The 12,669-nt window shown below is 62.5% G+C and carries 8 protein-coding genes; 3 read left to right on the top strand and 5 right to left on the bottom strand.

Annotated elements, in window-relative coordinates:
- Positions 1–197 precede the first annotated feature (197 nt).
- The 4 genes from SM766_RS07055 to SM766_RS07070 are packed head-to-tail and all read right to left on the bottom strand — an operon-like array spanning position 198 to position 5,622.
- On the bottom strand, positions 198–1,163 hold the full coding sequence (locus tag SM766_RS07055) for an ABC transporter ATP-binding protein (protein WP_274831468.1): 966 nt from the start codon (positions 1,161–1,163) through the stop codon (positions 198–200).
- A complete protein-coding gene (locus SM766_RS07060) occupies positions 1,160–3,046 on the bottom strand; it encodes a dipeptide/oligopeptide/nickel ABC transporter permease/ATP-binding protein (RefSeq protein WP_368947332.1) in 1,887 nt (628 codons plus the stop codon). The genes SM766_RS07055 and SM766_RS07060 overlap by 4 nt, the downstream gene beginning before the upstream one ends.
- Positions 3,043–3,990: an ABC transporter permease gene (locus SM766_RS07065; protein WP_065272428.1), complete on the bottom strand. Its 948-nt coding sequence runs from the start codon at positions 3,988–3,990 to the stop codon at positions 3,043–3,045. The genes SM766_RS07060 and SM766_RS07065 overlap by 4 nt, the downstream gene beginning before the upstream one ends.
- Positions 3,991–4,047: 57 nt before the next feature.
- Positions 4,048–5,622 (bottom strand): ABC transporter substrate-binding protein, encoded by a 1,575-nt coding sequence (locus SM766_RS07070; protein ID WP_368947333.1) that lies wholly within the window; start codon positions 5,620–5,622, stop codon positions 4,048–4,050.
- A 91-nt stretch (positions 5,623–5,713) separates the two neighbouring features.
- On the opposite strand from SM766_RS07070, the gene SM766_RS07075 reads away from it, so the two are divergent.
- The 3 genes from SM766_RS07075 (at position 5,714) to SM766_RS07085 (ending at position 12,274) form a co-directional block, all read left to right on the top strand.
- Positions 5,714–6,379, top strand: a complete 666-nt coding sequence (locus SM766_RS07075) for a DUF1028 domain-containing protein (RefSeq protein WP_368947334.1) — start codon at positions 5,714–5,716, stop codon at positions 6,377–6,379.
- 295 nt (positions 6,380–6,674) lie between these two features.
- Positions 6,675–11,129, top strand: a complete 4,455-nt coding sequence (locus SM766_RS07080; RefSeq protein WP_368947335.1) for a LamG-like jellyroll fold domain-containing protein — start codon at positions 6,675–6,677, stop codon at positions 11,127–11,129.
- A gap of 290 nt (positions 11,130–11,419) precedes the next feature.
- Positions 11,420–12,274: a DMT family transporter gene (locus SM766_RS07085; protein ID WP_274827530.1), complete on the top strand. Its 855-nt coding sequence runs from the start codon at positions 11,420–11,422 to the stop codon at positions 12,272–12,274.
- A gap of 24 nt (positions 12,275–12,298) precedes the next feature.
- Here SM766_RS07085 and SM766_RS07090 read toward each other — a convergent pair whose 3' ends face one another.
- The gene (locus SM766_RS07090) at positions 12,299–12,658 is read right to left on the bottom strand and encodes a DUF5368 domain-containing protein (RefSeq protein ID WP_274827529.1); all 360 of its coding nucleotides are present in this window, start codon (positions 12,656–12,658) and stop codon (positions 12,299–12,301) included.
- Positions 12,659–12,669: the final 11 nt, after the last annotated feature.

A 12,669-nucleotide genomic window follows, 5' to 3' on the forward strand; every position in this document is an offset into this window, starting at 1 on the left:
CCTGCTGGCTCCGCAAGCAGCCGCAGCGCCGCAGGCCAGCGCCAGAGCCGCGGCCGGACGCCGACCACGGGTGAGTGCTCATTTTATTGGCGATAGCGTCAAAATTTCAGCAGGCGACAAACCTGTGCGGGACGCATATTGCCCCCGGCTATCTGGCCCTATCAGGGACCTACTCCCATGCGCCGCGCGCCAGGGTTTCAGGCCGTTTCAGACAGCGGATGATAGCAGGCAGCCCAGACCCCGTCCGATTGCTGCTCAAGCGGCGGCGGCGCCTGCCTGCATTCAGCGCTGGCGTAAGGACAACGGGCGCTGAAGGCGCAGCCCGGCGGCGGGTTCAGCGGATCGGGCAGTTCGGTCTCGCGTCCCTCCGGCGCCACCAGCGCACGCCCGACAACCGGGGCGCTATCCGCCAAGAGCTTGGTATAGGGGTGTTTCGGCTGGGCAAAGATCTGCTCCGCCGGGCCGACCTCGACCACCGCACCGAAATAGAGCACGGCAACGCGGTCGCTGACTGCCTCGACCACAGCCAGATCGTGACTGATGAACAGGTAGGTCAGCCCGAACTTTTGCTTTAGATCAGCCAGCAGGTTCAAGACCTGCGCTTGCACCGAAACATCCAGCGCCGAGACCGGCTCATCCAGGATCAGGATCCGCGCATCCGCCGCCAGTGCGCGCGCGATGCCGATCCGCTGCGCCTGCCCGCCAGAGAATTCATGCGGGTAGCGGTCAAGGAATTCCTCCCGCAGGTTCACCGCCGCAAAGATCTCCCGGATCCGCGCATCACGTTCCGCCGCAGACATGCCGTGCAGGTGCTTCAGCGGCGCTTCCATGATTTGCCGGATCGTCTTGCGCGGGTTCAGACTGCTGATCGGGTCCTGAAACACATACTGGATCTTGCGGCCAAACACCGCCGGATCGGCGGCGTCCAAGGGCGCACCGTTGATTTCAATCGTGCCGGTAGAGGGCGGCAGCAACCCCACAAGCATCCGCGCCAGGGTGGATTTCCCGCAGCCCGACTCGCCGACGATCCCGAGTGTCTCGCCCTCTTCGACGGAGAGCGACAGGGGCTGCACCGCACGCACCAGCCCCTTGGCCGGGCCGAACAGACGCTTGCCCACAGGAAAGGTCTTGCTGAGGTCGGTTAGTTTCAGAGCCGTCGTCATGCGCGTGCCTCCTGCAGTGTGTCTTCGGGCGCGATGCAGCGCACCCGGTGGTCGGCGCCATGATCGGAAAGCAGGACATCCGCCGCGCGGCAGCCCTCTTGTGCCTTGTGGCATCGATCTGCAAAGGCGCAACCTTGCGGCAGCCGATCAACCGCAGGCGGCAGCCCCGGGATCGCGGCCAGCTCGCGCCGCCCCTGCCCCAATTCGGGCACGCAGGCCATCAGCCGCGCGGTATAGGGATGCGCCGGAGCGTTGAGGATCGTTTCACTGGAACCTTCTTCGACGATCCGCCCCGCGTACATCACCGCGACCCGGTCGCAGATCTGCGCCACCACGCCGAAATCATGGGTGATAAAGATGATCGCCAGCCCCCGTTCGCGCCGTAGATCATCCAGCAGAGACAGGATCTGCGCCTGCACCGTCACATCCAGCGCGGTGGTCGGCTCATCCGCGATGATCACCTCGGGATCGTTGGCCAGCGCCATGGCGATGCCGACACGCTGCCGCATGCCGCCCGACATCTCATGCGGGTAGCTGTCCACGCGCTGCTCAGCATTGGGAATGCGCACGGATTTCAGCAGCTCGATGGCATGAGCACGCGCCGCGGCCCGGTCCGTTGGGTGGTGGGCGCGCACCGCCTCGATCAGCTGGTCGCCGACGGTGTAAAGGGGGTGCAGCGTCGCCAGCGGATCCTGAAAGATATAGGCGATCCGGCTGCCGCGCAGGCTCCGCAGGGTTTCATAGGGGGCACCAATCAGATCCTCGCCCTTGTAGTGGACGGCGCCGCCGGTGATCACGCCGGGGGGCGAGGCCACCAGACCCATCACGCTGAGTGCTGTGACGGATTTGCCCGAGCCGCTTTCGCCGATCACGCCCAGACATTCGCCGGGCTGAACCTTCAGATCGACGCCGCCCACGGCCTTGTAGACGCGGTCCTTGACCTGGAATTCGGTCTTGAGCCCGCGCAGCGCCAGTAGAGCATCATCCGACGCTGCCGGAACCGGACCTGACCGCTCAACACGAGTGGTGGGCATCGGCCGCGACAGCGCGCCGGACTTCAGCCGGGGATCCAGTGCATCGCGCACCCCGTCGCCAAGGAGATTGATCGCCATGACAATCACGAGGATCATCGCCCCCGGCACAATCGAGGTATGCGGGTTGGAGATCAGCGCCGCGCGTGCCTCGCCCAGCATCGAGCCGAGATCGGCCTGCGGTGGCTGCGAGCCAAGACCGAGAAAGCTGAGACCGGCGGTTTCAAGGATCATCCAGCCGACCGTGGTGGACATCGCGATCACGATCACAGGGATCACGTTGGGCAGCACTTCGGTGAGGATGATCCGCCAGTCTTTCATGCCGGACAGGCGCGCCGCATCGACGAATTCTTTGTGCGCGATGCCCACGGTGATGCCGCGGATGTTGCGCGCGAAAAAGGGAATATTGACAGCGGCGACGGCGATCAGCGCATTCATCAGCCCCGGCCCCAGCGCCGCAACGATGGCCAGCGCCAGCAGGATATAGGGAAAGGCCATCAGCATATCGACGCCGCGCATGATGATATTGTCGGTGCGCCCGCCATAGAACCCGGCCACGATCCCGATCGCAGCGCCCAGAGTGGCGGCGATCACCGCGGCGGCAAATCCGACCGCCAGCGACAGGCGGGTGCCCCACATCAGGCGGCTCAGCAGATCGCGGCCCAGATGATCGGTACCCAACAAGCCGCCCTCGGACAGGGGCAGTTTGAACCGGTTTGCCGTATTGGTCACATCCGGATCAGCCAGCGGCAACAGCGGCGTCACCAGCGCCAGCAGCACGACGACGCCCATCACGATCAGCCCGCCAAGGGCAAGCCGGTTGCGGGCGAGAAGCGAAAGAAAGCTCTTCATGTCTTGATCCTTGGATCCAGCATGCTCTGGGCGACATCGACCGCGATGTTGAACAGCACGTAACAGGCCGCCACAAAGACCACGCCGCCCTGCACCAGCAGGATGTCGCGTTTCAGGATGGCATCGACCAGCATCCGCCCGACACCCGGCCACTGAAACACCATTTCGATATAGACCGCGCCCGACAGCACGAAGCCCGCCTGCACCCCCAGAACCGGGATGATGCCGACCATGGCCGCGCGCAGGGCATGGCGCCAGATCACCGAGCGTTCATGCACGCCCTTGGCCCGCGCGGTGCGGATGAAATCCTGCCGCAGGACCTCCAGCATGGCCGAACGCGACAGCCGGGCAATCACCCCGGTCGCCACCACCGCCAGCGCCAGCGCGGGCAGGGTCAGATGGCTGATCAGAGCTGAGAGATCGCGGGCGCCGTAGATGGGCCACATGCCCGACACCGGAAACCAGCGCAGCTTCACGGCAAAGATCAGGATCATCATCATGCCAAGGAAAAACGACGGGATGGAAATCCCCAGAAGCACGGCAAAGGTAATCGCCTTGTCCGCCAGACCGTATTGGCGCGCCGCGGAAACAACGCCCGCAGCGATGCCAAGAATGGAACACAGCACAAAAGAGGTACCAGCCAGAACCAGAGTGGCGCCAAAGCGGTCCAGAACCTCGTCCAGCACGGCACGGTTCAGAGAGAAGCTGCGGCCGAAATCACCCTGCAGCATATTGCCAAGCCAGATGAAATACCGCTGCACCATCGGCTGATCGAGACCCAGATCCCGGTTCAGTTTCTCAACATTCTCCGGCGTGGCATAGGAGCCCAGAATAGCCGTGGCCGGATCACCGGGGATCATCGCCATGATGACGAAGACGATGATGGAAATACCAAACAGCACAGGTATCGCCGACATCAGCCGTTTCAGAATATAGCCCGCCATGGCGCGTCCCTCCGGAGTGGCGCCGCCGCAGGGTCAGCTGCGGCGACGCCTTGTTTCTTATTTCTTGGCCACGTCATCCAGCAACAGGAAGAACGACGGCTGCAGGGCAAAGCCTTCGACCCGATCAGAGGTCACCGCGTTCTGCTTCCAGTTCGCAACAAAGACCCACGGGGCGTCTTCCTGCACGATGGTCTGCATTTCGCGGTAAAGCTTGGCGCGCTCCTCCTGATCGGTGGCAGCACGGGCGGCTTCCAGCAGTTCATCAACCTTGGGATTGGAGTAGTAGCCGGAGTTGAAGCCGCCTTCTTCGGGCCATGCACTGGTGCGCAGCGCCAGGAACGGCAGGGTGTCCGGATCGTTGGTCATCCAGGCCATCTCGGCCATGTCGGCCTTGCCTTCCAGACCGGGATTCACCTGGCCAAGGAAGGTATTCCATTCGTAGGTTTCGATTTTGACGTCAAACCCGACAGCCTCGAGGTCGGCCTGAATGGCGGTCCCCATGGCCAGCGGATCCAGCATGCCCGAGCCACCTTCGGTGACGTAGAAGGTCAGTTCCGCCCCTTCGGCGCCCGCGTCAGAGATCAGTTCCTTGGCCTTGGCCGGATCATAGGGATAGGGTTCCAGTTCCTCGTTATAGGCCCAGGCAAAAGCCGGAGGCGTCGGACCGGCGGCGACTTCCGCGGTGCCTTCCAGAACGTCATTCACGATCGCGGATTTATTGATCGCATAGTTCGCCGCCTGACGTACGCGCTTGTCGGCAAAGGGGCCTTCCTTGGCATTGAGGATCAGGAACCAGACGTGCGGGCCAGCCTGTTCGTGCACGGTGTAGGCGTCGCTCTGGAATTCACCCAATGCTACCGGAGGCACCTCGACCATCAGGTCGATCCCGCCCGCCAGCATTTCCGCAGTGCGGGTGTTGGCATCGGTGATCGGGCGGAACACAACCGCGTCCAGCTCGGCCGCGCCATCCCAGTAATCGGCGTTCTTCTCGATGACCACCGCCTCGTTCGAGCGCCATTCGGCGAATTTGAACGGACCCGTGCCGGACGGGTTGCGACCGAAATCGGCGCCGTGTTCGGCCACGGCAGCGGGCGAAACGATCAGGCCGGTCGGATAGGCCAGGTTCGACAGGAACGGAGCATAAGGCGCGTTGAGCGTGAATTTCACCGTCAGCGGATCGACAACCTCGACCTCTTCCACGGCGGAAAAGAAGAAGGCCAGCGGGAAGGGACCGGTGTTGTGATAGGGGTGATTTTCATCCAGCATCCGGTCAAAGTTGAACTTGACCGCCTCGGCATCAAAGGCGCTGCCATCGTGGAAGGTCACGCCCTCGCGCAGGGTGAAGGTATAGGTCTTGCCATCCTCGCTGATGTCCCAGGCGGTGGCCAGCGCCGGTTCAATTTCCAGCGAGCCATCCTTGTAACGCACCAGACCGTCATAAACATTCATCAGAATACGGAAGTCATTGACGGCGGTGACCGCAGCGGGGTCCAGCGCCTTCGGCTCGGCAATCTGGCCGACAATCAGGACACCCGGCGGCGTCTGAGCAGCCGCAGAAAGCGGGGAAAGGGCGAGTGCCGTTGCTGCGCCAGCAGCCAACATCGCCCTGCGGGTCAGTTTCAGCAGAGTCATGAGCGGGTCCTTCCCTGTTTATTTATCATAATGAATTGCATTCACGCAAATTATCATGATAAATACAAGGGAAATGTGATTGGACCCTGAAATGACCTTCTCGATTTTGACATACGACCGCAAAACAGGCGTTTTCGCTGCGGCGGCCGCCACTGGCAGCCTTTGCGTGGGCGGCTGGGTGCTGCGGGGGGATATCGAATCGGGTCTTGTGGCGTCTCAAGGCACGGCGCCCAGCAGCTTCTGGCGCGATGACGTGCTGCGGGCCATGTATCAGGGCGAGGACGCCGAAACCGCAGTCACCCGTGTCACCAGCGCCGATCCGGGGCGTGGGCACCGGCAGCTCACCGCGCTGGACCGGCAAGGGCGCACACAGGGCTTCACCGGCGATCAAAGCGTTCCCTATGCCAGCCATATCGCGGAGCTGGGTCTTGTCATCGCCGGCAATATGCTGACCGGTCCCGAGGTTCTGGAAGCGATGAAGACAGCGGCGCAAGCAGAAGCCCTCTCGCCCGCCGAACGCATGCTACGGGTGCTGACCGCCGCAAAAGACGCAGGCGGCGACAGCCGCGGGCTAAAGTCCGCAGCCCTGCTGGTGCTGGAGCCGGAGCGCCCGCCACTGGATCTGCGCATCGACCAGCACGACAACGATCCGATCTCGGCACTGGAGCAGCTTTGGCAGAAAACCTGCCAGTCCCCCTATTTCGACTGGTTGGCCGAGGTCCCCGTGCTGAACGACAAAAGCCGCGCGCCGCAATAGACCGCGCCACAATCGCTCCTGCAAAGGCTGAACCACGGGCTTCACGCTGACGCATTTACGCTGCGCGCAACACGTTTTCGCCACATTTCCGCCGCAATCGCTAATTGGTTAATGGCACTCTTGCCCATGCGCGGCATGGTTTCAGGGGTTTAGCCCCTTGTTGCATGTTTTCGCCGATCCCGGACGCAATGGCCCAACGCCACTTTGCCGCCACCTTTGGCGCGACATTGCCCGATAAACTTCTCCCCAACAGCAACCACAGAACATAGGCTAAAGCAAAAAGAGGACCCTGAGCATGGTCGCGAATACCCCGACTCCGGTTTTCACGAGAGAAGCCGACCGCATTTATTCCGGCGCGCAGGAAGACATCCTGAACATCCGCCATTCCGATGCCTATGAAACCCGCGCGGCGACGGTGTCGCTCAGTTTTTCGCTGGACCGGCTGCCGGGGGAAATGGCGCTGATCTCCAAGGATGGCAAAGGCGACGGGGAAGGTGATTTCACCCTCTGGGTCAAGGATGGCACCCTACAGCTCAGCCAGTCGGACGGGGCCGAGACCGAATACCTGAAGGTGCCTGATCTCGTCCTGTCGGCGCAGACCAAATACCACATCTCCGTCAGCTTTGGCAGCGATGGGCTGATGATCTGGCTCAATGGCGCGCTGGTCGCGGCAGAACCGGAGTTCAAGCAGGGCCTGCAACTGAACGATCATTCGCTGGTGGTCGGCGGCAGCCGGGCCTGGCGCGAGGGGCAGGACGACGACGCCCATTCCCTGTTCAAGGGCACCATCGGCGATGTCATGATCTTTGACCGCCAGCTGGGTGCAGACAGCCAGTTGGCGCTGGCCGAAGCCGCCGGAGCCGATCTGGCCATGGGCGCGCAGATGCAGGCCGCGATGGCGGATCTGGCGCCGGTCTTTGGCCAGCTGCACGGCGCCAGCGACACCTTCCTCGACATTCTGGCGGATTACGGCGTCAGCGCCCATGGTCACATGGAGAGCCATCTCAACATGATCAGCCGCAATGGCGGCGACAACCGCGTTGCAGGCACCGGCGGCGCCGATGGCATCAACGGCGGTGGTGGCAACGACCGGGTCAAGGGCAAGGGCGGCGCCGATGTGCTGCAGGGCGGCTATGGCAATGACCGCCTTTTGGGCAGCGGCGGGCATGACGTGCTGGATGGCGGCCACGGCGAGGACACGCTGAAGGGCGGCGGGGGCAACGACCTGCTGATCAGCCGCGCCGACGGGCGCGAGGGCGCCATCTTCTACGACCCCGACCGCGACGAGGGCGATCCGCTGAACGAGCTGACCGATGGCAAGCTCTATCCCGATCAGCCGATCCCGGCCGATGACCTGCTGATCGGCGGGCGCGGCGCCGACATCTTCTACTTCCAGACGCTGATCAACGCCAAGGAACGCTATATCGAAAAGCACACCCGCGAAGATGGCACCATCAACTGGCACGGCGTTGCGGGCGAAAACGACAAGCTGCACGACCATTGGGTCGATATCCTCGGCAACGATGTGGTGCAGGATTTCAGCCGCGCCGAGGGCGACAGGCTGGTGATCGAAGGGCACACCACTCAGATCGCCTCGATCACCTATGGCGATGCTGATGGCAACGGGGTGATGGATCATTCGGTGATCGCGCTCTACTCGGATCAGGGCAACAACGGCGGCGCCCATAATGACGACCGGCTGGGCACCATCACCGTCTACGGCGATCTGGTGAAACGCTCTGATATCGAGCACACAGCCGCTCCGGCCTATGGCATTGTTAAATCCATCGACGATCTGGAAGAGGCGCTGGCCCCGCTGGACCCCGGCACCGACAGCGGCCTGATCCGTGCGCCCGGATCCCAGCTGCCCGATGCCGCCGGGCTCCCCCTGTCCGAAACCCGCATGCCAGTACTTTCCATGCCCGGGGCCCATGTTTTGAGCGGTGAAGAGGGCGATTACCTCAACGCGGGCCATCTGGACAGCCTTTCCTTACGCGCGGCGACGGTTTCGCTCAGTTTTTCACTGGACCGGCTGCCGGGGGAAATGGCGCTGATCTCCAAGGATGGCAAAGGCGACGGGGAAGGTGATTTCACCCTCTGGGTCAAGGATGGCACCCTACAGCTCAGCCAGTCGGACGGGGCCGAGACCGAATACCTGAAGGTGCCTGATCTCGTCCTGTCGGCGCAGACCAAATACCACATCTCCGTCAGCTTTGGCAGCGATGGGCTGATGATCTGGCTCAATGGCGCGCTGGTCGCGGCAGAACCGGAGTTCAAGCAGGGCCTGAAACTGAACGATCATTCGCTGGTGGTCGGCGGCAGCCGGGCCTGGCGCGAGGGGCAGGACGACGACGCCCATTCCCTGTTCAAGGGCACCATCGGCGATGTCATGATCTTTGACCGCCAGCTGGGTGCAGACAGCCAGTTGGCGCTGGCCGAAGCCGCCGGAGCCGAGCTGGCCATGGGCGCGCAGATGCAGGCCGCGATGGCGGATCTGGCGCCGGTCTTTGGCCAGCTGCACGGCGCCAGCGACACCTTCCTCGATATTCTGGCGGATTACGGCGTGAGCGCCCATGGTCACATGGAGAGCCACCTCAACATGATCAGCCGCAATGGCGGCGACAACCGCGTTGCAGGCACCGGCGGCGCCGATGGCATCAACGGCGGTGGTGGCAACGACCGGGTCAAGGGCAAGGGCGGCGCCGATGTGCTGCAGGGCGGCTATGGCAATGACCGCCTTTTGGGCAGCGGCGGGCATGACGTGCTGGATGGCGGCCACGGCGAGGACACGCTGAAGGGCGGCAAGGGCAACGATCTGCTGATCAGCCGCGCCGACGGGCGCGAAGGCGCCATCTATTATAACCCCGACCGCGACGAAGGCGATCCGTTGAACGAGCTGACCGATGGCAAGCTCTATCCCGACCAGCCAATCCCGGCCGATGATCTTCTGATCGGCGGGCGCGGCGCCGACATCTTCTACTTCCAGACGCTGATCAACGCCAAGGAACGCTACATCGAAAAGCACACCCGCGACGATGGCACAATCAACTGGCACGGCGTTGCGGGCGAAAACGACAAACTGCACGACCATTGGGTCGATATCCTAGGCAACGACGTGGTGCAGGATTTCAGCCGCGCCGAGGGCGACAGGCTGGTGATCGAAGGGCACACCACCCAGATCGCCTCGATCACCTATGGCGATGCTGATAGCAACGGGGTGATGGACCATTCGGTGATCGCGCTCTACTCGGATCAGGGTAACAACGGCGGCGCCCATAATGACGACCGGCTGGGTACCATCACCGTCTACGGCGATCTGGTGAAACGCTCCGATATCGAGCACACGGCGGCCCCGGCCTATGGCATTGTCAAATCCATCGACGATCTGGAAGAGGCGCTGGCCCCGCTGGACCCCGGCACCGACAGCGGCCCGATCCGTGCCCCCGGGTCCCAGCTGCCCGATGCCGCGGACCTAGGAAATGAAACAGATGCATCAGCGGTATTCGCCGTGGCGGGCAGCCACGCGTTTTCCGCCGCGGACCGGTCGGCATATGTGTTCGACCACACGGACAGTCTCGCCTTGTCCAGCGGCACCATCGCCTTCCGGTTTTCCGCAAACAGCTTGTCGAGCTACCAGACACTGATCTCCAAGGATGCATCGGACTACGGTCAGGGCGGGCATCTCTCCGTCTATATAGACGCAACCGGCGAGTTGGTCGTGCGACTTCAGGACGAGACGGAATCGCATTACCTTATCGCCAGCAACGCGATCACCGTCGGTGAGGAATATGATTTCAACCTCAGCTTTGGCGCGGACGGTCTTGAAGTCTACCTGAACGGTGCACGCATCGCCTATGATCCGGAGGTCCGCATAGACTGGAGCCAGAACACCGAAGCCCTGATTGCCGGGGCATCGGGCTGGAGCAACACAGCTGGCGAGACCGACAACCTCAACAGCTACTTTGACGGAACGATTGAAAATCTTGCGATCTATGACGAGGCCCTGACGGCGCAAGAACTGTTCGGTAACGCTCAGCGCGCGGACTACACTTATTTCGACGGCAGCATCGACCGGTTTGACTTTGGCCGGGGCGAGTCCGGCAGCGTCGTGGTCAGCCGCGGCAGCACCGAGACAGAGCTGACCGGAGGAACCGGATTTGCCGCCTTTGATGGGCTGACGGTGCGTACGGCGGATATCCAGATCGGCTCGCGCAGCGATGATGAGATGCGCGGCGGTGACGGCGCCGATGTGCTGAACGGCAAAGGCGGCAACGACCGGTTGATCGGCATGGGCAACGACGATCTCATTCTGGGCGGGCGCGGCGATGACACTCTGTACGGCGGCGATGGGCGCGACACCCTTTTGGGTCAGGCGGGCGATGACAAGCTGCAGGGATCGGACGGTCAGGACGTGCTGCACGGCGGTGATGGCCATGACACCCTTTTTGGCGAAGAAGGCAATGACCGGCTGTACGGCGGCCTTGGCGATGACACCATTTATGGCAGTGTCTGGAATGACGCCGGTTCGGACAACAAGGACCGGGCGATGTTCGACGGCAACTTCTCCGACTTCAGTTTCGAAAGCGGAACCTACTTTGAGTCAAACCGGGGGCAGGACGTCACTTGGCTGGCGGTGACGGATGCCGCCAATGGCGGCCGGGATGGATATTACGAAGGACGTGATATGCTGATCGATATCGATCTTCTGGTCTTTGCAGACCAGACCGTCGCCTTCGACGATCTTCTGTAGACCGCGCTTGCAGCGAACGGCCGGTCCCGGAGTGCACTTGCCGGTATGCGCCTGACGGCGAACTGATCTGCGCACTCCGGCTTTGCATTGTCGGGGCTGATCATCCTATATGAGCACACAAGCGGCGTTGGCGCCGCTTGGATTTGCCTTTCCGGCCTTGCTTTCCGAAATGCATTTCTATCCTTACCCGTCTTAGAAGGCGCTGAAATATTGCTGAAAAATAATCGGTTCGCATGGTCCACGCCGCAGCGCCACGGTGACGCAACGGGTTTTTACACGGGGACCACCCGATGAGCCTGCAAAGCCGCGCCATTTTGCTGATGATCAGCGCGATCTTCTGTTTTTCGGTGATGGATGCCACAGTCAAGGCACTGGCGCCCAGCGTTGGCGTTCTTCCAGCGCTCTGGGCACGCTATGCGGGGCAGATGCTGCTGGTGCTGGTGATCGTTATGCCCCGGCTGAAACAGGTGGTGCGCACCCGGTATCCAGCGCTGCAATTCCTGCGCTCTGTGCTGCTGATGAGCGCCACCGCCTTCTTTTTCACCGGCCTGAGCAAGATCCCCCTGACGGATGCTGCGGCGCTGATGTCCACCAATCCTGTGCTGATCACCCTTGGCGCGGCGCTGTTCCTGGGCGAGGCTTTGGGTGTGCGGCGCATCGCCGGGATCGCGGTGGCCATGATCGGCGCGATGATCGTCATTCGCCCCGGCAGCGATGTGTTCAGCCCTGCCGCGCTTTATCCGCTGGCGGCCGCGTGCTGCTATTCCGGCTATGCCCTGCTGACGCGCCGGGTCGGCGCCGATGAAGACGTCTGGACGTCGCTGTTTTACACCGGGCTGGTCGGCACCGTTCTGCTGAGCCTTGCGGTGCCCTTTCAATGGCAATCCCCGGATCTGTTCGGGATCGGCCTGATGATCATCATCTCACTGGCCGGGACCATCGGGCAGCTGGCCCTCATTCAGGCGTTTTCCAAAGGCGAAGCAGCAATGCTGGCGCCGTTTTCCTATTCCGGGCTGGCGTTTGCTGCGGTCTGGGGCTTTGTGTTCTTTTCCGAAGTCCCGGATTTCTGGACCATCTTCGGCAGTGTCATGATCGCCGGCGCCGGGCTTTATGTCTGGTATCGCGAGAATTACCGCAAACGCTGAGACACCCGGCGCCAGAGAGGAAGGCTATCTGCGCTCTGCCGCCGGGGGCCAGAGCAGTGACTGCACCGTGTAGACGAGGATCGCCGCACCAACGGCCCCGCCCGCAGCAACCCCCAGAAGCACGATCAGATCGACCGGCCCGCCGATATTGGCCAACTCGGAATGCGTCATCACCAGCACGAACCACACCGCAAGCACCGCCCCCACCGGCATCGACAACTGCGCCAGCAGGAACTTGTGCCAGCTGATCTTGCGATCCCGGATCAACACGTAAACGTATCCCAGCGTCACAACGGCCGCCAAGCCGACCATAGCCCAGAACAGGCCGCGACCAAAAATCTCTTCGAACACCGCAATCAAGGTTCCAACTGTCAGGTCTTTCATCGCCTCTTCCT

The sequence above is a fragment of the Pseudophaeobacter sp. A-200-2 genome (assembly GCF_041008815.1).
GTDB lineage: Bacteria > Pseudomonadota > Alphaproteobacteria > Rhodobacterales > Rhodobacteraceae > Phycobacter > Phycobacter gallaeciensis_A.

What these genes read in the sequence shown, in the direction of transcription:
- SM766_RS07055 (WP_274831468.1), bottom strand. Translation starts at nt 1,163, where the DNA reads ATGACGACGGCTCTGAAACTAACCGACCTCAGCAAGACCTTTCCTGTG.
- SM766_RS07060 (WP_368947332.1), bottom strand. Translation starts at nt 3,046, where the DNA reads ATGAAGAGCTTTCTTTCGCTTCTCGCCCGCAACCGGCTTGCCCTTGGC.
- SM766_RS07065 (WP_065272428.1), bottom strand. Translation starts at nt 3,990, where the DNA reads ATGGCGGGCTATATTCTGAAACGGCTGATGTCGGCGATACCTGTGCTG.
- SM766_RS07070 (WP_368947333.1), bottom strand. Translation starts at nt 5,622, where the DNA reads ATGACTCTGCTGAAACTGACCCGCAGGGCGATGTTGGCTGCTGGCGCA.
- SM766_RS07075 (WP_368947334.1), top strand. Translation starts at nt 5,714, where the DNA reads ATGACCTTCTCGATTTTGACATACGACCGCAAAACAGGCGTTTTCGCT.
- SM766_RS07080 (WP_368947335.1), top strand. Translation starts at nt 6,675, where the DNA reads ATGGTCGCGAATACCCCGACTCCGGTTTTCACGAGAGAAGCCGACCGC.
- SM766_RS07085 (WP_274827530.1), top strand. Translation starts at nt 11,420, where the DNA reads ATGAGCCTGCAAAGCCGCGCCATTTTGCTGATGATCAGCGCGATCTTC.
- SM766_RS07090 (WP_274827529.1), bottom strand. Translation starts at nt 12,658, where the DNA reads ATGAAAGACCTGACAGTTGGAACCTTGATTGCGGTGTTCGAAGAGATT.